The sequence below is a fragment of the Nostoc sp. genome (assembly GCF_036917575.1).
Classification (GTDB): domain Bacteria; phylum Cyanobacteriota; class Cyanobacteriia; order Cyanobacteriales; family Nostocaceae; genus Nostoc.
This window is the reverse complement of the sequence record NZ_JBALDC010000071.1, coordinates 19,271-40,974: the sequence shown is the minus strand read 5'-3', so window position 1 is coordinate 40,974 and position 21,704 is coordinate 19,271. Positions and strand designations below refer to the sequence as shown.

Genomic DNA, 21,704 nt, shown 5'->3' with positions numbered 1-21,704 from the left:
GCGAAGGCGGTTCGATAATTTTCATAATTTGCTTCAGATAATAGGTGCGATCGCGGTGAAATATCTAACTTGTTGCATTTGATTTTAATATTGTTGTGTGTTGCTATGTAACTTGATGGCTATAGCTTTCCATATTGCCCAGCTTCGATCCCAGATTCCTATGTATAAATATGTTAAAAACTAAATCAAGTTCTCATACAGATACAAACACATCAACCAAAGCTGATACCTTAGCTGCATCTGTTGTCTCCTCTTCTGCTCCTCAGGATATCTACGATGTTGTAGTGGTTGGCGCTGGCCCAATTGGGTTAGCAACTGCTATTGGCTTACGTAAACGTGGTATTGAAAATGTCCTTGTCGTCGATCAAACTCGCGCCTTTCGTGAAGTTGGACAAATATTGGATCTTCACCCCAATGGATTACAAGCTCTCAAACATTTAGATTCTAACGCTTACGAAGAAGTCAAAAAAATTGGGCTTGGTTTATTGAGTCCCAAGCAGTCTAATGTCCAGAAAACTGTCGAAACTACTCAAGAGCAACAACCTCCAAAGACTTCACCCCAATGGGTTTCTAAAAATTTACAGGGGCAGATAATTCGGTCAACCTCGCTTAGTTTCGATGATTGGTTTAAAGATTATGGCGAGGGTCGAGTGTCAATTTCTTGGTACAATTTGCAGACAACCCTCAGACAGCTACTTCCCCAAGACCGAGTTAAAGCTAATCACCGTTGTATTAATGTTGTGAATGAGCCGCAAAAAGGTTGTGTTCGGATAGATTGTGTCGGTGACACAGGAATAGAAGCCAACCCCTATGCGTTTTGGACAGATGGCCAAAAACATGATGACACGCAGTCGCAAAACTCAGATGTTGCCCCCCAACAATTAGCAAGAAAATCGATTAGAGCTAAACTAATTGTTGCAGCAGACGGGATTAATTCTACAGTTCGGAGGCTACTTTACACAGATACTCAATACCATGATTTTGCCCAACCTGAATACTCTGGCTTTGCAGCTATATTTTGTATGGAAATAGCTGAGATAGGAAAGGAACTGTGGACGAAACTAGAAGAAGATTTCTTTCAAGACTCAACAATTGTAACAATCACTAATGATGAAATATCTGGAAATTCTGTTCGTATAAATAACATTAGGATAATTTTATTTCATAGACCAACTGGTGAACTAGGGTACATAATACATCTTGCTTTGCCTTTAGACTCGTTGCAAGGAAAGTCTGAAAGTTCTTTAATTGACTTAGCTCTCCAGGAGTTGGAGAAGGCAGGCTTTCCTGATGCACTTAAGCAATTAGTACGTATATCTCCTCCTGCCAAGATACAGCAGCGTCCATACTATATTCACCATGCTACCATTTCGGATTCTCTACAAGTTTCTAACCCAACAGACCTCAATACTGAAGCTAATGCTGCCAAAATTCCACCAGCCTGGAGTGTAGGGCGAATCGTATTAGTTGGCGATGCCGCACATGGAATGCCTCCCTTCATGGGTCAAGGAGCTAATCAAGGATTTGAAGATGCACTAGTAGTTACAACACTCATCGCTAAAATTGCTGAGAAGAATAACTGGGATGATCTGCAAGCTATAGCCAAAGCCTTTGAGAAATATGAGTGTCTTCGTCGCCCATTGATAGCATACGTCCAACAGGCAACATTAAAACGCTCACCCTACTCGTCAGACAAAGAGTGGCAAGAATACGGACAACAGGTGTATAGCCGCAATTTCGAGCAAATAATAAAGGCGCTGTAGTTTATCGGCTTTAATCTTCATCATTCAAGTTCTGAACTCGATCGATTAACCTGCGGACATCTACCATTTCATACTATTTTCGCACTCAATTTGGTAACGGCGATCGTTCAAGCGCTTAGAGCTATTGCGTAATTTTTCATGATTGTACAGGAAACAGAGTAATGTTAAAGGTTTTTGCTGACCGAGGTGGTACATTTACAGATATTGTTGCTGTTACTAATAATCAACCAATTATCGATAGACTTTCAAAATATCCCGAACGTTTTTTAATTGTAACTCTGCCTAATCAGCAATGGATTATAGTCTACAAAATCCTTTCAGAAAATCCCGAACAATATGAAGATGCAGCCATCCAAGGTATTCGAGATATCATGGGTATTGCTAGCAACGAATCCATTCCTACTGAGGCGATAGAAGTGGTAAAAATGGGGACAACAGTAGCAACAAATGCGCTATTAGAAAGAAAAGGAGATAGGGTTGTTCTTCTGATCACTAAAGGGTTTAAAGATGCGCTGCGAATTGGCTACCAAAACCGTCCTAACATCTTTGCGCGCCAGATAATTTTACCAACGATGCTTTATGAACAGGTGATTGAGATAGATGAACGCTATGATGCTAACGGAAATGAATTAATATCTATAAATATTGAACAAGTTAAAAGTGACTTACAAGCAGTTTACCATACAGGAATTCGGAGTTGTGCTATTGTTTTTATGCACAGCGATCGCTATCCCAAACACGAACAACAAATAGCCCAGCTTGCCCAAGAGATTGGCTTTACTCAAATATCTGTATCCCATCAAGTTAGTCCCTTAATGAAGTTGGTTAGCCGAGGAGATACAACAGTAGTCGATGCTTATTTAACTCCTATTCTGCGTCGCTACGTCAACCAAGTAGCAAGTCAGTTACCCAGCGTCAAATTAATGTTTATGAAATCTGATGGCGGTTTAGTCGCAGCCGAACAATTTCAAGGAAAAGATAGTATTTTAAGTGGACCGGCTGGCGGTATTGTTGGCGCAGTTCAAACTAGTAAACGGGCAGGTTTTGAGTTAGTTATTACCTTTGACATGGGAGGGACAAGTACAGATGTTGCCCACTTTCAAGGAGAGTATGAACGACAACTAGATTCAGAAATTGCTGGGGCGCGGATGCGAGTTCCTGTGTTAGCAATTAATACCATTGCGGCTGGAGGTGGTTCTGTTCTCTTTTTTGATGGTTCTAGTTATCGTGTTGGTCCTAAATCTGCTGGTTCAAATCCTGGGCCTGCTTGTTATCGACGTGGCGGGCCATTAGCGGTTACTGATGCCAATGTCATGTTAGGTAAAATTCACCCACAATATTTTCCCTCAGTTTTTGGCATTGATGGTAATTTACCCTTAGATAAAGATATTGTTATTCAAAAATTTACCCAATTAACTCAAGACATTCAAGCCGTTACGTTAAATCATTATACTCCTGAACAAGTAGCCGCAGGATTTATGGCGATCGCAGTAGAAAATATGGCGAACGCAATTAAAAAAATCAGTCTGCAACGCGGTTATGATATTACCCAATATGTGCTTTGTTGTTTTGGCGGTGCAGGTGGGCAAGTTGCTTGTTTAATTGCCGATACCTTGGGAATGAAAAAAATATTTTTACATCCTTATGCTGGCGTTCTCTCCGCTTATGGGATGGGATTAGCTGATGTCCGGGCAATTAGAGAAGGAGGAGTTGAGCAACCTTTAACTCAACCATTAATCTCTCAACTACAGCAGTTAATGGAATATTTAGAAACTCAAGCTAGAAGCGAAATAAATGAAGCACATAATCAATTAGAAGTAGTCCGAAAAGTTAACTTAAAATATCAGGGTACTAACTCTACCTTGACCGTTAACTTTGCTGATAACTTGGTATTGATGCAACAAAAATTTGAGAGAGAACACCAATCTCGCTATGGTTTTATTCAATTAGATAAAAGCTTAATTGTTGAATCTGCTTCAGTAGAAGTAATTCAAAAAATGGATACTCCCGAAGAACCTTTAATTATTCGGACTCGCTCTCTACATGAAGCACCCGTATCTGTCGAGACAGTAAAGATGTTTACTGCTGAGAGATGGCATGATGCTCCTATTTATCGACGAGAAGATTTACAACCAGAAGATAGTATTAATGGCCCTGCGATCGTTGTGGAAAAAATTAGCACAATTGTAGTTGAACCTAATTGGCAAGCGAAATTAACTGAACAAAACCATCTAATTTTAGAACGTGTTTAAAAAAGTGCTTAAGCGACTACTACACAATTTTTTTAAGGAATCAAAAATGTACACAACACCTCAACCTGATCCCGTCCGCTTAGAAATATTCAAAAATCTATATCAATTTATCGCCGAACAAATGGGAATTGTGTTACAAAATACGGCGACATCAGTGAATATCAAAGAGAGGCTGGATTTCTCCTGTGCTATTTTCGACTCATCGGGATTATTAGTAGCAAATGCTCCCCATATTCCTGTACATTTAGGCTCAATGAGTGAAAGTGTCCGCAGTTTAATTAATGATAAAGGCGACACTTTCAAACTGGGAAATGTCTATCTATCTAATAATCCCTATAACGGTGGAACACATCTTCCTGATGTCACTGCAATTACCCCTGTTTTTTTGGAAAGTAAAGAAAATTCTGCATCTACTCCCCTATTCTACGTCGCTTCTCGCGGACACCAAGCTGATATCGGTGGAATTACTCCCGGTTCTATGCCTCCACATAGTACCACAGTAGAAGAAGAAGGAATTCTCTTTGATAATTTCCTCTTGGTTGAAGAAGGGAATTTTCGAGAATCCGCAGTTAAACAGCACTTATTGAATCATATTTATCCTGCTCGTAACCCCGAACAAAATATAGCCGATTTCAAAGCACAAATTGCGGCAAATGAACGGGGAGTTCAAGAACTTTGTAAAATAGTTTTACAATACGGAATTGATACTGTTCAAGCTTATATGACATTTGTACAAGTTAATGCTGAGGAGGCTGTTAGACGTGCGATCGCAGTTCTCAAAGATGGCTCATTTACTTATAAAATGGATAATGACGCACAAATTCAAGTTAAAGTAACGATTCACTCAGAAAACCGCAGTGCTACTATTGATTTTACAGGAACTTCTCTACAACTAAATAGTAATTTTAATGCTCCTAAAGCCGTAACTCAAGCAGCAGTCTTATATGTCTTCCGTACTTTAGTTGATGATAATATTCCTCTCAATGCCGGGTGTCTTAATCCTCTAGAAATTATTATCCCAGTTGGCTGTATGCTCAACCCAACCTATCCAGCCGCAGTAGTCGCGGGTAATGTAGAAACTTCTCAAACTATTGTTGATGCTTTATATGGTGCTTTGGGTATTATGGCTGCTTCTCAAGGAACGATGAATAATTTTACTTTTGGTAATCAGCAATATCAATATTATGAAACTATTTGCGGCGGCTCTGGTGCAGGAATAGATTTTGCTGGCACTGATGGTGTACATTCCCACATGACTAACTCTCGCTTGACCGATCCAGAAGTTTTAGAAACCCGTTATCCTGTACTTTTAGAAAGCTTTAGTCTTCGCCCCGATAGTGGTGGCAAAGGAAAATATTCGGGTGGTAATGGAGTTGTCCGCCGTATTCGATTTCTAGAACCGATGACAGCTAATATTCTCTCAGGTCATCGGCTTGTTCCTCCCTTTGGATTAAATGGTGCAGAAGCAGGAAAAGTAGGACGCAACTGGATACAACGACAGAATGGAATTGAAGAAAATTTAGACAGCACAGCAACAGCAGAGATGAAAACTGGAGATATTTTTGTAATAGAAACTCCTGGTGGCGGTGGATTTGGCAAATTATCTTAATAATCAAAAATTGGTATAAGCTGGCTTCAACTTTCCCAAAAATTTGAGCATAGCTGAAACCACAGCATCCGGCGACTCAATCAAGAAGCCATGACCACCACGTTCGATGACTACAAGTTCAGCATTGGGAATACCTTGAGCAAGTTGTTGAGAAAACTTTAGTGGAGTCAAAATATCTTGTTTACCAACCAAAACTAAGGTAGGACAATGAATTTCTTGGAGGCGGTCTATTGTGTCACTGTTAAGAATGGCTTGACTGTGATGATAAAGTGAATGAGTTGCAGGTGGGAAAGGATATCTGATAGCAAATTCAATCAGACCTTCAATCATGTCAGGAATTGAGTAGAAGGCATCTGTAAATATCCAGGGCAATATGACTTTTTCATAAAGTTTTAGGTCTACATTACTAGGAAGTTCGCCCCAAGTCTCGATGATGCTATTGAATAATGCATCACCTTTTGCCAAAGATGAAAGTAGCATCAGACTTTTTACCTTTTCAGGGTGTGCTAACACTAGTTCTTGGGCTATCTGACTACCCATTGAATGACCTGCTAGATGCACCCGATCAATTCCGATGCGATCGAGCAATCCTGCAACGTCACTAGCCATCTGTTTGAGACTATAGGGGTTTTCGGGAGCAGAACTTCTTCCCATACCTCGGTTATCCAAGCGAATGACTTGATACTGCGAAACCAGTGATGGCATAATCAGCGACCAATAAGCATGATCGCAAAGATATCCAGCTATTAATAGCAAAGGCTCACCTGTTCCCTTAATGTCGTAGAACAAATCAATTCCGTTAATCTGAACCTTGGGCATAGTAAATAATTCTGCTAAACCTGATTTTTAAGTAGGATAGATTAAGCTATACTGCTACGTCTTGAATTTCTCGTCCACCGGAATTTGATAGCCGTTGGCGAGGCGATTAGTCATATTGGCTGTGGCTGCGATCGCCATTAGTTCCCCGAACATAGTATCATTCATACCCTTGGCACGTGCCGCCGCTGTGTGCGAAGCGATGCAATACTCACAACCATTCGTCACACTCACAGCAATATAAATCAGTTCGCGCATCAGTGGATCGATCTCACCAGGGCTAACCATTACTTCTTTTACTGCTTGCCATGTTCGTTGTAGAGTGGGAGGATGGTTAGCTATGGCTTTCCAAAAGTTATTAATGTATTCATTCTGACGTGTGGTGCGGATGTCATCATACACTGCACGTACTTCGTCGCTGGCTTCTTCGTATTCGATCAGCTTAGTCATGTTTTAATTCCATATAGTTTCCCCAGCGAGTGGGAACCCTTAGATTGTAATACTGAGTTGCAATTAAAGATAGTAATATCATGTTCCCTTGGCATCCATAGATGAAAATTCTACATCGTCTACAAATGACTTGGCATAGACTAGGATTTGTTGGGCGTTCTACTAGAACAGACTAAACAGGAAATTTACACTATCCTGTCAGAGAAATAGGTGGGATAGTCTATGAAAAAATTACTACAGCGTATTAAAGCATTACTCAAACGTATCCTCAAGAAGTTTACATCTAATTCTCAGCAACCATCGCCCCTAATAAATTCTCGATTAGAAACTTGTATTCCAACCGTTTATCCCCGATGGAAGTCTGGTTTGGTGCTTGTGTGTTCACAATGTGCAAACGAGCAGTCAGGCTCAACCGCTTCCGAAGATTTAGAGAATTGGTTGAAATCTCGTTTAAAATTTGAGGGATTATGGGGTGAATTTCGGGTCGTTAGCACCAGTTGTTTAGGGGTTTGTCCACGGATGGGTATTACTGTTGTTATTGTCAGTAATGGAAATCACGGTAAAAGTCCATGTTTAATTGTAAATCCTCAAAGCGATCGCGAACTTCTCTATTCATACATCAAACAAAATCAAGGCTGACTACAAAGGTTTGCTAAAATTTAAAATTCTTGAATTCAAAGCTGTATAAAAATATGACTAATAGATGTTCTTTTTGAGTGTAGAAAATTATCAACACTACGCTTCAATATCCAAGTTGTAAATTAAAAAGCGATTATTTCCTAGTAACGGAAACTAATGGCTAAAATCTAATTTTAACTTTTACACCAACCGCAGATAAGGACACTTCTGTAAAAATCCAGATGCCTTATTATGGGCATCTAAATTATGAGTATGCATTGGTGTAGGTCGAATAATGCCACCAAATAGGTCATCCAACCCGTAAGGTGTAAAAAATTGCCATTGTCCTTGAGCATCTAGTCGAACTCCCACAGCAGTAGCAGTGTGCAGCCAATCTGTAATGCCATCCTCTGTACTAGTGTAAGGTCTGCTACCAAGCCGCCAACGAGCAAAACTGGCTTGATTTTTGACATCAAACTCGTCATCAGGAAATTGTTCTGTGAGAGTCGCCTTTGCTGCTAGTTCTTGAGAACGATTTCCCTCTATATCAAAGAATGCAATATCAAAATCTTTAATACCTAACCCACAGTCATTACCAAAAATTGAAGACCAAGCGGTGTTTCGGACTGCACCTCCGGCTAACCACCAGCTAGGTAGATTTAGTTGAGCGATCGCTCTTAATACTGCATTAATACGTGTATCAGCTAAAATCATCTGTAGGCGAGTGTTACTATCCATATTAAATTCCAAAAATTGTCAGGAGATAAAAGCTGTGAATCTTCCATATACTGGAGGTTGTCAATGTGGACATATTCTTTATGAAATTCATGCTCAACCTTTAACTTTATACCTATGCCACTGCAAGGAATGTCAGAAACAATCTTCTAGTGCCTTTGGTATGTCTCTTACAGTATTACGAGATGCTGTTGTAATTGTTCAGGGAAAACCGAAAACTTGGACTCGAAAAAATGATAGTGGACGTGAAGTAAATAACTTGTTTTGTGGCGATTGCGGAACGCGATTGTTCCATGAACGGACTTACAAGCCAGATACTATCAATGTCAAAGCTGGAACCTTAGATGATACCAGTTGGTTACGCCCAGTGGGTAATATTTGGACACGCAGTGCCCAGTCATGGGTGATAATTTCAGACCAATTGCTCAACTATGACGGGCAACCAGAGGATAGGCAGGCTTTATGGGAGAAATGGAAACAACAACATCTATAAATGTATAAGTCCTGATATTTAAATCAAGCTTTTGGTTGTTAGCCTAACTAATGACTGTATCAAGGGAGATAATGATAATATTTTATCGGTAAAGTGTTTTAATGAACATATTAAATTATTTAAAAAAGTAATAAAAAACTAAAATTATAAGTTTAACTTGTGTATTATATATATTTCCACTTGTCTGTAAATCATTAATAAAGCTAACACACTATTGATATTTCACATGAAAACTTACTGGATATTTTCAATCAAGTAATTTAAGTGAAATTGGATAAGTAAGGCATTTTGGTTCATACTCAACACTTTTAACAGTTATTTCTAAACAAGCTTGATGAAAAACGATACACCGCAAGAATTGAACCAAGACCAAGAAATTGGGCGCTTGATTGATGAGGTAATGTCTTCATCTCTGACTGATGAACAGTACCGCAAAAAGATGCAGCGACGCAAAGAAGTGCAAGACAAGCGTATAGCAGAAGCTGTACCAGAAAAAGGGTTAATTATTGTAAATACTGGTAACGGTAAAGGTAAAACTACTGCGGCTTTGGGGATGGTGTTGCGATCGCTCGGTCATGGGTATAAAGTAGCGATCGTCCAATTCATCAAAGGTAGCTGGGAACCTTCTGAAAAAAGGGTTTTCAGCTCTTGGGAAGACCAGATAGAATTTCACGCAATGGGCGAAGGCTTTACCTGGGAAACTCAAGACCGCGATCGCGATCTTGACAAAGCTAGCGCCGCCTGGGAAAAATCATTAGAATACATCCGCAATCCAGACTTTCAACTGGTACTGTTAGACGAAATCAATATCGCCCTCAAAATGGCTTACTTACCGGTAGAAGACGTTTTAGCGGGTTTGGCGCAAAAACCCGCTAACAAGCACGTTATTCTCACAGGTAGAGGCGCACCACCTGCTTTGATTGAGCGTGCTGACTTAGTAACTGAAATGACCTTAGTTAAGCACCCTTTCCGCGATCAAGGTGTAAAAGCACAACCAGGAATTGAGTATTAAATCAGAACTTAGAATTCTGAATAGTGTTACCCACACAAACCATTGACACGATATCCCAGAATACTGAAGTGGTGTCAGTCACCAATAATATAGAGTTAACAACACCAGTAACTGACACAACATCACAAGATATTCCCCAAACAGTTACCCAGGTGGAACATTCCTTAGTCTCTACCTGGAAGGGGTTAAGCCTGAAAGCGATAGGTTGCAGCTAGTAGTCTGCTAACCCAAAGATGCGCTTTTTCGGGCTGGGGAAAGGGGAAAGGGAACTGGGTTTGGGATTTAAAACCTTTCCCCCTGCCCCTTATCCCCAGAGGGGGCCCCACCTTCCCCCTTACCCAATAAAGAGCTTTCGTCACGAAAGCGAACTACTAGTGACTCTTGCGATTGATCTAATAAACTAAAAGCACTGATCTTGCTCCATAAGTCGTTTGTATTCAATCACCTCCCGGATGGGTGCTAATACCTCTTCGCTCATGTCGTAGCTAGCCGAATGGTGTAGTGGATCGTCTAGCCCCGCTGTCAGCAGAGCTAAGTTAGCTCGTTGTTGAAGTGTTGTTTAGACTTCTGCCTGAAGACGGCAGCACGCAAAGCTTGGTGAGCCTCCCCAGCTTCCCAAGACTCAACAGCGCACGCAGTCAGACTGGGCATGAGTGCCATCAAAAAGTAACTTAAACAGCTTGTACAGATCCTTTTGACGCACACCCAACTGACTGGCACATTTTCCTAATTCTTAAGTTAATCACTACTGCTGTTCGCTCACATATACCAAATGACATAAACTGCTTTATCCTAATGGGACTCTTGTTAAGCTGAAAGCCTTGAAAAATAATGATTATAGGCTGTAAAGTCATTGAGCAGTGGTGTAAAATTCAGGCTATGTTAAAGTATTACGCTCGACTAGTTATTGAAGGGATAGAACAATCTGTAGAACAGGTGAGAGAATTACTCACTAGACTAACGAGCGATGAGCGTTGGGGTGTGATGCTGGAGTTCGAGTCGGTAAATCCAGACAGATTTGCTCAATTGGTCACAGATGCCCCCGATTGGGTATAGTTGAAGGCGATCGCACGGTTTTGTGGTTTTGTTTAGTTTTAAAAATCAATGATGCTCTGGCTATTGCTGATGGTGAGCCGTTTTGGAATGAATATTAAACTCAGCTCCCACACTCACCAGCCCCGCTGGTCTACAAAACCGTGCATAAAACTTTCGCTTTACACCGCTCCTCAATAACTTGACCCTTGTTATGGGTACTTCTCATTACCAAATCACTTTTGTTTGTATATCACTCTTGAATTGATTATAAGAGTTGTCATATCATGTCCGGTTAATTAATTATAATTCCCATAATCTATGCAGAAACTAGAAAACCCTCTTTCCCCCTGCCCCCTGCTAAGAACTGCGGTCTTAATGATAAGTCTTTAATCGGACACGATATCAGTGGTAGTTTTAACGTCGTGACAGTAACGACTTTGTAATTTTTCGCCTTTTCACCTGATTAAATGGCTGCAAAATCTTTTACTATGCAAAGCTGTAAAAGGAAAATGCTTTGTTAAACATTATCTATGAACATTCATAAAGTCTCAACTACTTCCTTTAGCGACCAAAAGCCCGGTACTTCTGGACTGCGGAAATCAGTTAAGGTTTTTCAGCAGCCCCATTACCTGGAAAATTTTATCCAATCTATCTTCGATTCTGTGGGGGACTTACGCTCTCAAACCTTAGTCTTAGGTGGTGATGGTCGTTATTACAATCGCCAAGCCATTCAAATCATTTTGAAAATGGCTGCGGCCAATGGCATTAGGCGCATTAAAGTTGGTCAACAGGGGATTTTGTCTACTCCTGCGACTTCTGCAATTATTCGCAAGTACCAAGCTCTTGGTGGCATCATCTTGTCTGCTAGCCATAATCCAGGTGGGCCAAATGGTGACTTTGGTGTGAAATATAACATTAGCAATGGTGGCCCAGCACCGGAAAAGGTGACTTTAGCTATCTACGAGCGCAGTAAAGTCATTGATAGCTACCAAATTCTGGAAGCACCAGATGTAGATTTAGAAACTTTGGGTGAGTCACATTTAGGAGAGACGCTTGTTGAGGTAATTGACTCCGTAGATGATTATCAAGAGTTAATGGAGTCCCTGTTTGATTTTGAACGGATTCACCAACTGTTAACAAGAGGAAATTTTCGCTTTGGCATCGATGCCTTACATGCAGTGGCTGGTCCTTATGCCCATGCCATTTTCGAGCAACGTTTGGGCGCACCAGTGGGAACTGTGCAAAATGGTACACCCCTGGAAGATTTTGGCGGCGGACACCCCGATCCAAATCTGGTTTATGCCCATGAGTTGGTGGATATTTTGTACGCAGAGAATGCGCCAGACTTTGGGGCAGCTTTTGATGGAGATGGCGATCGCAATATGATCTTAGGGCGTAAGTTCTTTGTCACTCCTAGCGATAGCCTTGCAGTTTTAGCCGCAAACGCCAAGCTAGTCCCTGGTTATAGTGCAGGTTTAGCCGGGGTAGCGCGATCAATGCCTACTAGCCAAGCAGTGGATCGAGTTGCTGCTCAGATTGGGATTGAATCTTATGAAACACCCACTGGTTGGAAGTTTTTCGGCAATCTCTTAGACGCGGGTAAAGCTACTCTCTGCGGTGAAGAAAGTTTTGGTACAGGTTCTAACCATATCCGCGAAAAGGATGGGTTATGGGCTGTGCTGTTTTGGCTGAATATTCTAGCAGTTCGGCAACAATCTGTTGAGCAGATTGTACGGGAACACTGGCAAACCTATGGACGCAATTATTACTCTCGTCATGACTATGAAGAGATAGAAACAGAGCAAGCAACCAACTTAATAGAAAGATTACGTTCTTTATTGCCAACTCTCAAAGGCAAGCAATTCGGTAACTATCAAGTTGAATACAGTGATGACTTTAGTTATACCGACCCTGTTGATGGCAGCGTTAGCGAGCAACAAGGTGTTCGCATTGGCTTTACCGATGGCTCTCGAATTGTGGTGCGACTTTCTGGTACGGGGACTCAAGGTGCAACCTTAAGAGTTTATCTAGAAAGCTACGAGCCAGATCCCGCAAAACATGACCTTGAGCCACAGCTTGCACTTGCTTCTTTAATTACTATTGTCCAGGAGATAGCCCAGATCCGCTCACTCACAGGACGAGAACAGCCAACTGTGATTACCTAGTATAGCAGGAGGCAGAGGGCAGGAGGCAGAGGGCAGTTCTTGCTGGAGGTAAAACTATTGTTAACTGTCTTCTTGCACCCCATCCTTATGTCCTAACCTATGTGACTACGGCTATACAAAGCTCTCGATAGTTTTGAGCTTTGTAGTCAGCACAAAGCGTACTTAGAAAATAACTACGCTTTGTACTTACTACAAACTTACTTACCATTGCCATTGGGCATCTGTAGAAAAAGTCTCCAAAGGTTAAGGGACAACAGCCGCGATCGCCTCTGTCTCTCCATGCACATTCTCTCCCTTGACTGATTTTGCGCCGGGAGCAACGCGATTTTGTGAGGTTGGGTGAAAAAAGTGCGATGCCTGCGGCGGGCTACGCCTACGCTAAAAACTTTCTTCAGTAATATAAATTATTAATTACATTAAGTCCCATATTAACACATAAATTATGAATAAATTTTAAGTTTTGATGCAGCACGTTTGACACTAAGAGATTGGGGAATAAATGTTAGTTTAAAACGAATCGAACGCCTGACTTACCTTTTTGGTAAAATTGGTATTAATCTTCGCCAATCAAAAATATTAAATCTGGAAATGGGGAACTTATGTAATAGTAATTTTTCTGATTCTATCTTCAATTCGTTTATCAAACACCAAACTTCCTGATAAATTTTATACTTTAATCGGGTACTTGAGTTAGTTTATGCCATAATTGATACTAAGTTTTAAAGACTGATTGCAGATATATTTGAAAATAATCGTCAAATAATTTATTAGCAATCTTTTTGAGATCTCTCATCAAGACGATTTATCGTGCAATTACATATATTAATTGCAAATGAAATTACTTCATACACAAATGTAAGTTTTAGCGTAGGCGTAGCCCGCCGCAGGCATCGCACTTTTTTACCTGACCTCACAAAATCGCGTTGCTTCCGAGAAACTCTGCAAATTCGGCAAATTTCGGGTCGATGTCTAGAAGCGTCACCCAGCGCCCTCGTCGATACCATTCGGCTGCAAGCCGAGGCGTACAAAGGCAGCAGGGATTCGCATATACATCCAGCGCGCACACCAGTACAGAAGCGGTTTGTTGTGTGAAGAAAAATTGGCTGAATGTGAAGTCAACCAGTCAATGGGGTGCACCTTAGACTCAAACCACGGCTGACCAGGACCGATTGCCATCCGCTCCGTCAAAACCCGCTTTAGTTGATCTTTGTCCATACATATACCTCTTGCAATATCTGCATAACCTCTCAAATCGGTGTGCGACTGCCGAGGTCTTTGATGCACCACTAGGATCTCGCATCAGTCCGTTGCATTGTAATTTTAAGCTTCTAAGTACCGATTGGGTAGAATGGATGGCATCAATTGTGGCGAGCAACCTTGGCAGCGCCAATTTGAGGGGTTCTGAAGCTGACCATGAAGCTTTCTTAAGAGCAATTATGCATTTAAGTAATATTTGCCGTATTCTGTAAACAGACTCTTTAGCAGTGCCAATATTTATACTTAAATCTGAAATTACATAAATATCACTGATGAAACTTAAAAATTTTTTACAGCAGTCCCAACAAATTACTAGATTATCAGAACAAAAAACTCCAGTTGTGTCACAACACGAGCCAACTAACACTTCTAGTGAATCAAACAATGCTTTTAAGGAAAGATTATCGCCTTTTTGGCTTCGGTATCTACTATTTATAGGATTGGGAGTGTTGTTTAGTGTAATTGCAGTTTATATAGCTAATTATGCTTATAAGCAATGGCAATATATGCAAAAATATCTAGAAACTGATAATGCTTATGTTAGCGCAGAGATTAGCCCTGTGATTAGTCGTGTATCAGGAATAGTCACTGAAATTACATTCAATGATAACCAAATGATATCTCCAGGCATGGTATTAGTGAAACTTGATAAAAGCAACTATCAATTATCTTTGGCACGGGCAAAAGCATCTTTAGAATTAGCTAAACAGCAAGCAGCATTGGCACAAGAGAAAATTCCCCAAATTACTATTGAGATTTTATCACCACAACCAGTTCCTGAAAATAAAAAGGATCAAATACAACAACAAGCTTTCAGAAAAAAAAGAACTTTACAACTACAAGTCCTAAATCAGCAAAAGAAGATAAATGAGCAACAATATAATGTAGCTAACGCTACTTTTGCTCAAAAGCAGATAGAGGTAATAAAAGCACAACTGGAGTTGAACTATACTAACATTGTGACTCCGATCGGTGGAGTAGTTGGGAATAAAAATGTACAGGTAGGACAGCAGGTGCTTCCAGGGCAAACTCTTTTATCAATAATACAGCCACGTCCTTGGATTATTGCTTATTTTCCCGAAAAGCAGTTAGAAAAAATACAGCCAGAGCAAAAGGTAAATATTACAGTTTCAGCCTTTGCTAATCGCCAGTTTCAAGGCAAGGTAGATAGTATCGCTTTTCTGCCACAAGATAATCTGACGAGCAATTCAGCTTCTAGTAATTCACTACATGAAATTCCCGTCAAGATTCTGTTTGATCGTTCAAGTATTCAAGGTTACGAATCTCGATTTACTCCGGGAATGTCAGCAGTTGTAAAAGTTGAAACCAAGTAAAACTTCTAAAGAATTTCTCAGTACACTCACGAGTGATCAGCACTGGGGTGTGGTGCTAGAGTTTGAGGACGTTAACGCACAGAAATTTGGTCAGTTGATTTCATCTGCGCCTGATTGCGTGGAGTGGATGGGGTGAGTTGTCTACTTTGTGCGATCGCCCTTGTGCTATTTTCTTTGCTAAAACGCTTTCGTCTTGTTAAAAAACAAGTAAATAGGCATTGCTGGATACAGATGCATTCCTAGCAATTCACAACAGCATACAGCCAGTAGTTATGGTAAGTAATACTTTTGAGGCATGAGAACGATAAAATAAAGACAGCTATTTTGGCAGCAAAGCAACTGGTTGGGCATCGATTCGAGTTCGGAACAGACTATAAGGTTTCTGGCGCAGGTCTTTTCCTTGGTGATATCTGGCTTGACGATGCAGCTGATTAGCTGTGAAATAAAGATAACCATCTTTTGCCACTGATAGAGTATCTGGCCAAAGAACACGCGGGTCATGAATCAGGGACTCAATCATCCCCTGCTGATTGCGGGGTTTTTCATGCTCTATCCCAGTCGGCTACGGAGTGCGCTCAACAGCTGTGGCGGTATCGTCCTGATGTGCCATCAGCACGTGTTGGTTGCGCCGCTTCCTCCCTTTAGTTATGCCGAAACCAATGTGCGGAGGATTAAACAAAAGATTCTTCAGACAAACGAGATGACTGCGTTTTTGATTCGCATTGACAGAGAAACGGAAAAGCATTCCTCTGTCTAGATAACCCGCAACTTGGGTTATTACTTCTTATTCCAAAGACTTAAAAATGCTTGAGAGATGGCTGGGGTAAGCTGACTTTGTAAGTGATTTAGTGCATCACGATGGTTTGTATTATTGTCATCATAATAAGTAAACACATTCGTCAGCTTGACAATCTCAGGATTTTGATCGTTTGTTCCCCTCCATTTGTTAGTAACTTTGTGTAAAACATCCTTGGGTAAATTTTGTTGTAAATTATTTAATGCTGCAATGTAAGAAGGATTTTGAGGATTCTTTTGGAATTGGAAACACAAATCTTTCAGCTTGACTTGTGACTGAGGCTTATCTGTTATAGTAGGTTGCTGTAAAATTTGACGCTGTTCAAAACTAGCAATCCCATTTTCAGTTAAACCCTGAGATTTCTGAAATTTTTTAACTGCTGTATAAGTAGCCGGCCCATAAAAAGGCAAGTCTTTTGGAATTTCAGCATTGGTTGCAAAACCGTGAAACTTCAATCTATTCTGAAGCCCTTTGACTGTATCTTCCATTACAGTTCGAGTATCTGCATCAGCGTTACCATTAACCGTAAGTTTTTGTGAGTACTGTTTTTGAAACTTTTTAATCGCTTCTTCAGTAGGATCATCTGTCAAAGAGTTGTTATTCCGCTTCCAGGGAGCAAATTTAGTCAGATCCGGCTTAGGATCGATCTCAGCAGCTAAATATCCCAATCCGATCAATATATGACGGATGACTTCAGGGCTACTAACGACCATGCTTTTTGGTTCCTTTGCAATTAAACTACCATTTAATGTATCTTGTTTGACAAAAATTAGGTAAGTAGAAATAAATAAATCTAACATTTTTTGTTTGCAAGGTGTTCCAAAAGTTAAGCGATGTGTGACGACAAGCTGCAACTCTTTGAGACGTTTGGCGTATACGACTACAGAGAGTGAAAAACAAAGAGATGCGATCGCTTATTTTCAACTATTAATGATACTACGTGTTCAGGGCGCACATCTGCGCGCCCTTACTGCTGTATCCACTACGAACTTATCAAACTTAATCTGATGGAGTATTAGCTGACTGACTCTCTGGCGTTAACAACGTATAAAAACTCATTTTCATTCTTAGGTAAGAAAACGAGTGCTTTTTCCCTAGCTGGCTGCTGCAATTGAGGAGGAAGTAAAGTATAAATATTTTGGAAATCAACTGTAATTTTCTTAGTAGTGCCATTAACTAAGAAACAAGATGGATTTTTACTTCCACTGCTATATTGATCGTACAGAGCATCAAGTACTTTTTTGCGTAATTCCTCAATAGGAGAAACGTAGATAAAATAACCTTGGGCATCTAGTTCTTTAGCTCTTTTAGATGCATCGTCTGAATCTAGAAAGAAATTTATCTGAGTGTCTTGAACTTCTAAAGGACATTGCGGCAAAGGTTTTCCAGATACTACACTATATAGTTTATCTCCCGAAGGAGCATTAACACTAAATAATTTATTACCACTACTTTCAGCTTCTCCTGCCTCCTGCCTTCTGCCTTCTGCCTCCCTTTCCAAACTGCGATCGCAAATGTCACCTACTATATCAACACCACAATTATTAGATGCTTTGGAATCTTTGCAAGAGCGTTCTTTAGTAGAGAATAACGCTAACCTTTTCTCCATAGCACCTATGACTAGAGAATATATAAATCACCAATTAATCCAAAATAAAATTAGATTCAACATTCAACAGCACCAGCATCCATCACAAAAATATCCCTCAATTACTACCAGAAAAAAAAGCCAACTCTCGTTTAATATTCCAGCGCTTTCCGTCGTGAAGCAGCAAGGTTAATTTGTCAGCAGTAAACTCAAAATGCAACTGCCGATTTTCAAATTCTGGCCAAGCAGCTTTAAAGTTCTGCTTCGTTAAATCCCGAAATGCAACCGTTAAATGGGGTGAAAAAGGGCGAGTTTTAGAAACCCGATCAACAATTCCCAAGTTGCTTTCTGTATGATCCATTAAATCAGCTTGCAAAGTTAAAAGTTCTTGACTTATGACAACATTAATGTATATCACACGAGGCACAAAAGCATTAAATCCTTTAAGTGTAATTGCCACTGGCTGTTGTTCACTGGCAAACTCCTTCAAGGATGCTTCTAACAATGGCAAGTTAGCATCTGCCCATTCAAAGGGTGGTTGCAGAGTAATATGAGGCGGAGACTTTAGCGCCCCCCTACTAGCATAGCGATCAGCAAAGTACTGCTTAATCTCGTTGGCGTAGTCTTGAATATCTTGCGGTGGTAGGAGGGCAACAAAAAAACGGCTCATATCTCTATATTAATTAGTAAATCACTGTAGTTCGTGTGGATTGCTACTCAAATGCTACTCAAAAATATTTACAAATAAAGCAGACTATCTGTTGTAACTGGAGTTAAGAAGCTAATGCCGTGGTTTGTAAAAATTGAAGAAGGCAAAGTCGATAAACCTACATTTGACCAATATGTACCTGCCCACAAAGCTTACATTCAGGACTTGATTGCTAAAGGACACAAAGCGCGAACAGGCTATTGGGCAGAGCAAAGAGGCGGGATGTTGCTGTTTGAGGCTGCCTCAAAGCAGGAAGCAGAAGTGATTGTAGCTGATGATCCCTTGGTGAAACACGGCTGCGTCAACTATCAGCTTTATGAATGGCGAATTGTCATGGAATAACACACACTTACTGAATTTTAATGTTATGCTTATATAAGACCTGGATCTATGCGATCGCAACACCCAAATCTTGTCAGAACCGGAAGGTAGCAGCAACACGGGAGGCTTGTGGTAGGCTTAGTCTCCGGGTCGCCCTATTTTTAGGAGCGGTTAGCAATAATGCCTGGTTTTGGAAATATTGTTCAAAAAGCTTTTTACCTCGGAGTTGGATTAGCTTCTTACGCGGGTGAGAAAGCAGGGGGAAAATTAGCCGAAGTGCGATCGCAAGTCCAAAAACTGGCAGATGAAATGGTGGCAAAGGGCGAAATGAACACAGAAGAAGCCCGCCGCTTCGTTGAAGATATGATGAAGCAAGCCCAACAAGCCCAACCATCTGGTGTAGCCTCACCAGAAACGTCCCCTTCTCAACCTCGCCGCATTGAAATTTTAGAGGAAGATGAAGAACCAACGGTGAAAGAGGCGTCAAATGATGAGAATGTAGATAAATTGCGCCAAGAAGTGCTAAATCTACAAGACGAGTTAAAACGATTGCAACGCGATCAATAAAAAGCATTGTTTGAGCAAAATATTATTAATAAGTGGCATTTTGACATGACACTTTGGATAAAACTTGATAAGATACATTGCTTAGTGTGTATTTTAGTGCTTCAAGCCAGATAACATAAAGCGTCCTGTTTATAGCCTGCAAAGGTGTCAAGTTTATGGAACAGTGGCAAAAAGATTTAGTAGAAATCGTCGAAGCAGTGGGTGATGAAGTAGAGCGCTTCTTCCTGGGAATGGGTGAAGTGGTAGACGCATTTTTTGAGCTAACGGAAGAAGTCAGCGAGCAAGTACACAATAATATTATTACTGAAGTCGATCAGTATCTACAGGATTTGGCTGAACCGATGTTAGAGGCTTACTGGGAATTGGAAGACATTGTAGCAGATGTCGATCCGGGTTTTCCTTATTCAGTTGAACCTACATCTGAAAAAAATCCTGCCTGTATCGGTTGTAGTCACTACCACGGTCAAGTTTATGGTGGTAATTTATTAGTTTGTGCTATGCATCCCCACGGTTGTGAAGATGAGAATTGTCCAGACTGGGAGAAGGAAGAGTATTAGGAGGCAGAGGGGCAGGGGGCAGGGGAAGTAAATGAAAAATTACAAATTACAACTAAAAACTAACAACTGAGAAATGACAACTGATAAATTATCTGAAAGTCCATCCCAAATCAGCCAAGAAATGAAGTATGGCGAACGCGACATTGCAGAAGGTAAATTAATTACCTTTCCGAATCCGCGTGTCGGGAGACGATATGACATTAACATTACTTTGCCAGAATTCACTTGTAAATGTCCGTTTTCCGGTTATCCTGACTTTGCGACAATTTATGTTAGCTATGTGCCCGATGAACGGGTAGTGGAATTGAAGGCGCTCAAACTTTATATTAATAGTTATCGCGATCGCTACATTTCTCACGAAGAATCTGCCAATCAAATTTTAGATGATTTTGTGGCGGCTTGCGATCCGTTGGAAGTGACGGTGAAAGCAGACTTCACGCCTCGCGGGAATGTACATACTGTGATTGAAGTGCGTCACCAAAAGTAACATTATCATTGATGGATGCAAATGGGATTAATCAGCTTCATTCAGCAATTTTCTTCACGGCAGATTGCACTTGAAGCACAACTTTTTTAGACAAAGGAATATATCCAAGTTCCAAACTGGATTTTTGCCCGTCAATCACAGCCCAATCGATAAAATTTTTCAGCGCTTGAGCTTTGACTCGGTTGGGATATTGGTGATAAGTTAAAAGCCAGCTGTAAGTGACGATGGGATAAGACTGGGCATCTGTGGGATCGGTGATAAAAGCAATTAAGTTATCATCTGGTAATTTCACTGCTTCTAAAGTTTGTGCTACTGATTTTGGTGTCGGTGTAATATAATAACCAGATTTATTTTCTAAAGCAGCCACAGGAAGCTTATTTTGTTTGGCGTAAATGTATTCTACATAGCCAATAGCTCCTGGTATCTGTTGAATCAGGGCGGTAACACCTTCGTTACCCTTTCCACCAATTCCCACTCGCCATGCTACAGATTTACCAGCCCCAATTTTGCTTTTCCATTCTGGACTTATAGTGCTTAAGTGTTGCGTTAACACGCTTGTAGTTCCACTACCATCTGTTCGGTGTACAACCTGAATCGGTAAATCAGGCAAATTTACACCGGGATTAGCTGCGGCTATCCTCGGATGATTCCAATTCGTAATTTTTCCAAGAAAGATATCTACGTAAACTTGGCGTGGTAGCCTGAGAGCAGTTGGCACATTGACTTGAGACGACTGTTGTGCAACTGGTTTGAGATTATAAGCTAGGACAATAGAACCAGCAGTTATGGGCAAAGCGATTACTCCGCGTTTTATCTTTGCTGCTTGTTCGCTTGTAATTCCGACATCACTAGCTGCAAAATCCACAGTACCTTCAATGAGCTGTTGCACTCCAGCACTGCTTCCTATAGCTTGATAGTTAATTTTTATATTGGGATTTAGCTGATTATAATCTGAAAGCCAACGCTCGTACAAAGGTGCGGGAAAACTTGCCCCAGTTCCAATAAGAGAAATATGCTTGATATTTTTCTGCTCGGCAGCGCAAGAAGCAATACTTAACAAGATAGCGATTAAAGGTAGAAGGCAAACCCGTCCCTGAGATGGAAGCTTGGCAGATATAGAAATCTTTTGTTTCAATGTTT

Annotated in this window: 23 protein-coding genes, 1 other RNA gene and 2 pseudogenes; 17 read left to right on the top strand and 9 right to left on the bottom strand. The window is 40.7% G+C overall.

Features of this window, described 5'->3' with window-relative positions; genetic code table 11:
* Positions 1-170 precede the first annotated feature (170 nt).
* The 3 genes from V7K79_RS20835 to V7K79_RS20825 all read left to right on the top strand — a co-directional run bounded on the left by V7K79_RS20835 (position 171) and on the right by V7K79_RS20825 (position 5,624).
* On the top strand, positions 171-1,763 hold the full coding sequence (locus V7K79_RS20835) for an FAD-dependent oxidoreductase (RefSeq protein WP_335049973.1): 1,593 nt from the start codon (positions 171-173) through the stop codon (positions 1,761-1,763).
* A gap of 161 nt (positions 1,764-1,924) precedes the next feature.
* Entirely contained in the window at positions 1,925-4,015 is a 2,091-nt protein-coding gene (locus tag V7K79_RS20830) for a hydantoinase/oxoprolinase family protein (protein WP_335049971.1), read from the top strand.
* Between the two features lie 46 nt (positions 4,016-4,061).
* On the top strand, positions 4,062-5,624 hold the full coding sequence (locus V7K79_RS20825) for a hydantoinase B/oxoprolinase family protein (RefSeq protein ID WP_335049969.1): 1,563 nt from the start codon (positions 4,062-4,064) through the stop codon (positions 5,622-5,624).
* Between the two features lie 3 nt (positions 5,625-5,627).
* Here the strand turns inward: V7K79_RS20825 and V7K79_RS20820 are convergent, their stop codons facing one another.
* Complete coding sequence (locus V7K79_RS20820; protein WP_335049967.1) at positions 5,628-6,443, bottom strand: alpha/beta fold hydrolase; 816 nt, start codon at positions 6,441-6,443, stop codon at positions 5,628-5,630.
* Between the two features lie 54 nt (positions 6,444-6,497).
* Positions 6,498-6,890: a carboxymuconolactone decarboxylase family protein gene (locus V7K79_RS20815; RefSeq protein ID WP_335049965.1), complete on the bottom strand. Its 393-nt coding sequence runs from the start codon at positions 6,888-6,890 to the stop codon at positions 6,498-6,500.
* A gap of 222 nt (positions 6,891-7,112) precedes the next feature.
* Here V7K79_RS20815 and V7K79_RS20810 point away from each other — a divergent pair, with 222 nt between their 5' ends.
* On the top strand, positions 7,113-7,529 hold the full coding sequence (locus V7K79_RS20810; protein WP_335049963.1) for a (2Fe-2S) ferredoxin domain-containing protein: 417 nt from the start codon (positions 7,113-7,115) through the stop codon (positions 7,527-7,529).
* A 180-nt stretch (positions 7,530-7,709) separates the two neighbouring features.
* Here V7K79_RS20810 and V7K79_RS20805 read toward each other — a convergent pair whose 3' ends face one another.
* Positions 7,710-8,246, bottom strand: a complete 537-nt coding sequence (locus V7K79_RS20805; RefSeq protein WP_335049961.1) for a nucleotidyltransferase family protein — start codon at positions 8,244-8,246, stop codon at positions 7,710-7,712.
* A 34-nt stretch (positions 8,247-8,280) separates the two neighbouring features.
* Between V7K79_RS20805 and V7K79_RS20800 the strand changes: the two genes are divergently transcribed.
* The 6 genes and pseudogenes from V7K79_RS20800 to V7K79_RS20775 form a co-directional block, all read left to right on the top strand.
* A complete protein-coding gene (locus tag V7K79_RS20800; protein WP_335049959.1) occupies positions 8,281-8,736 on the top strand; it encodes a GFA family protein in 456 nt (151 codons plus the stop codon).
* Positions 8,737-9,070: 334 nt separating this feature from the next.
* Positions 9,071-9,748: a cob(I)yrinic acid a,c-diamide adenosyltransferase gene (cobO, locus tag V7K79_RS20795; RefSeq protein ID WP_335049957.1), complete on the top strand. Its 678-nt coding sequence runs from the start codon at positions 9,071-9,073 to the stop codon at positions 9,746-9,748.
* 23 nt (positions 9,749-9,771) lie between these two features.
* Positions 9,772-9,963 (top strand): hypothetical protein, encoded by a 192-nt coding sequence (locus V7K79_RS20790; RefSeq protein ID WP_335049955.1) that lies wholly within the window; start codon positions 9,772-9,774, stop codon positions 9,961-9,963.
* A 664-nt stretch (positions 9,964-10,627) separates the two neighbouring features.
* Positions 10,628-10,804 (top strand): hypothetical protein, encoded by a 177-nt coding sequence (locus tag V7K79_RS20785; protein WP_335049953.1) that lies wholly within the window; start codon positions 10,628-10,630, stop codon positions 10,802-10,804.
* A gap of 509 nt (positions 10,805-11,313) precedes the next feature.
* The gene (locus tag V7K79_RS20780) at positions 11,314-12,948 is read left to right on the top strand and encodes an alpha-D-glucose phosphate-specific phosphoglucomutase (protein ID WP_335049951.1); all 1,635 of its coding nucleotides are present in this window, start codon (positions 11,314-11,316) and stop codon (positions 12,946-12,948) included.
* A 456-nt stretch (positions 12,949-13,404) separates the two neighbouring features.
* Positions 13,405-13,560 (top strand): annotated as a pseudogene (locus V7K79_RS20775) (ISLre2 family transposase); the annotation flags it as partial.
* 298 nt (positions 13,561-13,858) lie between these two features.
* Here the strand turns inward: V7K79_RS20775 and V7K79_RS30045 are convergent.
* On the bottom strand, positions 13,859-14,014 hold the full coding sequence (locus V7K79_RS30045) for a hypothetical protein (protein WP_442938960.1): 156 nt from the start codon (positions 14,012-14,014) through the stop codon (positions 13,859-13,861).
* A gap of 463 nt (positions 14,015-14,477) precedes the next feature.
* On the opposite strand from V7K79_RS30045, the gene V7K79_RS20765 reads away from it, so the two are divergent.
* Positions 14,478-15,539 carry an HlyD family secretion protein gene (locus tag V7K79_RS20765; protein ID WP_335049948.1) on the top strand — a complete coding sequence of 354 codons (1,062 nt, stop codon included), beginning with the start codon at positions 14,478-14,480 and terminating at the stop codon, positions 15,537-15,539.
* A gap of 319 nt (positions 15,540-15,858) precedes the next feature.
* Here the strand turns inward: V7K79_RS20765 and V7K79_RS20760 are convergent, their stop codons facing one another.
* Entirely contained in the window at positions 15,859-16,059 is a 201-nt protein-coding gene (locus V7K79_RS20760) for a hypothetical protein (protein WP_335050040.1), read from the bottom strand.
* 14 nt (positions 16,060-16,073) lie between these two features.
* Between V7K79_RS20760 and V7K79_RS20755 the strand changes: the two are divergent.
* Positions 16,074-16,290 (top strand): annotated as a pseudogene (locus V7K79_RS20755) (hypothetical protein); the annotation flags it as partial.
* A gap of 26 nt (positions 16,291-16,316) precedes the next feature.
* On the opposite strand, the gene V7K79_RS20750 reads toward V7K79_RS20755, so the two are convergent.
* The 3 genes from V7K79_RS20750 to V7K79_RS20740 form a co-directional block, all read right to left on the bottom strand.
* Positions 16,317-17,135, bottom strand: coding sequence for a peptidoglycan-binding domain-containing protein (locus V7K79_RS20750; RefSeq protein ID WP_335049946.1), 819 nt, complete (start codon positions 17,133-17,135; stop codon positions 16,317-16,319).
* A gap of 215 nt (positions 17,136-17,350) precedes the next feature.
* Positions 17,351-17,944, bottom strand: coding sequence for a hypothetical protein (locus V7K79_RS20745; protein WP_335049944.1), 594 nt, complete (start codon positions 17,942-17,944; stop codon positions 17,351-17,353).
* 97 nt (positions 17,945-18,041) lie between these two features.
* Positions 18,042-18,593, bottom strand: coding sequence for a 2'-5' RNA ligase family protein (locus tag V7K79_RS20740; RefSeq protein ID WP_335049942.1), 552 nt, complete (start codon positions 18,591-18,593; stop codon positions 18,042-18,044).
* Between the two features lie 114 nt (positions 18,594-18,707).
* Between V7K79_RS20740 and V7K79_RS20735 the strand changes: the two genes are divergently transcribed.
* The 5 genes from V7K79_RS20735 to queF all read left to right on the top strand — a co-directional run bounded on the left by V7K79_RS20735 (position 18,708) and on the right by queF (position 20,564).
* On the top strand, positions 18,708-18,974 hold the full coding sequence (locus tag V7K79_RS20735) for a YciI family protein (protein ID WP_334845999.1): 267 nt from the start codon (positions 18,708-18,710) through the stop codon (positions 18,972-18,974).
* 37 nt (positions 18,975-19,011) lie between these two features.
* Positions 19,012-19,108: signal recognition particle sRNA small type (ffs, locus tag V7K79_RS20730), an RNA gene on the top strand.
* A gap of 25 nt (positions 19,109-19,133) precedes the next feature.
* On the top strand, positions 19,134-19,520 hold the full coding sequence (locus V7K79_RS20725) for a phasin family protein (RefSeq protein WP_335049940.1): 387 nt from the start codon (positions 19,134-19,136) through the stop codon (positions 19,518-19,520).
* A 155-nt stretch (positions 19,521-19,675) separates the two neighbouring features.
* Positions 19,676-20,077, top strand: coding sequence for a hypothetical protein (locus tag V7K79_RS20720; protein WP_335049939.1), 402 nt, complete (start codon positions 19,676-19,678; stop codon positions 20,075-20,077).
* A 73-nt stretch (positions 20,078-20,150) separates the two neighbouring features.
* Entirely contained in the window at positions 20,151-20,564 is a 414-nt protein-coding gene (gene queF, locus V7K79_RS20715) for a preQ(1) synthase (protein WP_335049937.1), read from the top strand.
* A 37-nt stretch (positions 20,565-20,601) separates the two neighbouring features.
* On the opposite strand, the gene pstS is transcribed toward queF, so the two are convergent.
* The gene (gene pstS / locus V7K79_RS20710) at positions 20,602-21,699 is read right to left on the bottom strand and encodes a phosphate ABC transporter substrate-binding protein PstS (protein WP_335049935.1); all 1,098 of its coding nucleotides are present in this window, start codon (positions 21,697-21,699) and stop codon (positions 20,602-20,604) included.
* Positions 21,700-21,704 lie beyond the last annotated feature (5 nt).

Excerpts from the sequence above, each read along its gene's own strand:
- V7K79_RS20835 (WP_335049973.1), top strand. The coding sequence starts at position 171 with ATGTTAAAAACTAAATCAAGTTCTCATACAGATACAAACACATCAACC.
- V7K79_RS20830 (WP_335049971.1), top strand. The coding sequence starts at position 1,925 with ATGTTAAAGGTTTTTGCTGACCGAGGTGGTACATTTACAGATATTGTT.
- V7K79_RS20825 (WP_335049969.1), top strand. The coding sequence starts at position 4,062 with ATGTACACAACACCTCAACCTGATCCCGTCCGCTTAGAAATATTCAAA.
- V7K79_RS20820 (WP_335049967.1), bottom strand. The coding sequence starts at position 6,443 with ATGCCCAAGGTTCAGATTAACGGAATTGATTTGTTCTACGACATTAAG.
- V7K79_RS20815 (WP_335049965.1), bottom strand. The coding sequence starts at position 6,890 with ATGACTAAGCTGATCGAATACGAAGAAGCCAGCGACGAAGTACGTGCA.
- V7K79_RS20810 (WP_335049963.1), top strand. The coding sequence starts at position 7,113 with ATGAAAAAATTACTACAGCGTATTAAAGCATTACTCAAACGTATCCTC.
- V7K79_RS20805 (WP_335049961.1), bottom strand. The coding sequence starts at position 8,246 with ATGGATAGTAACACTCGCCTACAGATGATTTTAGCTGATACACGTATT.
- cobO (WP_335049957.1), top strand. The coding sequence starts at position 9,071 with ATGAAAAACGATACACCGCAAGAATTGAACCAAGACCAAGAAATTGGG.
- V7K79_RS20785 (WP_335049953.1), top strand. The coding sequence starts at position 10,628 with ATGTTAAAGTATTACGCTCGACTAGTTATTGAAGGGATAGAACAATCT.
- V7K79_RS20780 (WP_335049951.1), top strand. The coding sequence starts at position 11,314 with ATGAACATTCATAAAGTCTCAACTACTTCCTTTAGCGACCAAAAGCCC.
- V7K79_RS20765 (WP_335049948.1), top strand. The coding sequence starts at position 14,478 with ATGAAACTTAAAAATTTTTTACAGCAGTCCCAACAAATTACTAGATTA.
- V7K79_RS20760 (WP_335050040.1), bottom strand. The coding sequence starts at position 16,059 with ATGATTGAGTCCCTGATTCATGACCCGCGTGTTCTTTGGCCAGATACT.
- V7K79_RS20750 (WP_335049946.1), bottom strand. The coding sequence starts at position 17,135 with ATGTTAGATTTATTTATTTCTACTTACCTAATTTTTGTCAAACAAGAT.
- V7K79_RS20745 (WP_335049944.1), bottom strand. The coding sequence starts at position 17,944 with ATGGAGAAAAGGTTAGCGTTATTCTCTACTAAAGAACGCTCTTGCAAA.
- V7K79_RS20740 (WP_335049942.1), bottom strand. The coding sequence starts at position 18,593 with ATGAGCCGTTTTTTTGTTGCCCTCCTACCACCGCAAGATATTCAAGAC.
- V7K79_RS20735 (WP_334845999.1), top strand. The coding sequence starts at position 18,708 with ATGCCGTGGTTTGTAAAAATTGAAGAAGGCAAAGTCGATAAACCTACA.
- V7K79_RS20725 (WP_335049940.1), top strand. The coding sequence starts at position 19,134 with ATGCCTGGTTTTGGAAATATTGTTCAAAAAGCTTTTTACCTCGGAGTT.
- V7K79_RS20720 (WP_335049939.1), top strand. The coding sequence starts at position 19,676 with ATGGAACAGTGGCAAAAAGATTTAGTAGAAATCGTCGAAGCAGTGGGT.
- queF (WP_335049937.1), top strand. The coding sequence starts at position 20,151 with ATGACAACTGATAAATTATCTGAAAGTCCATCCCAAATCAGCCAAGAA.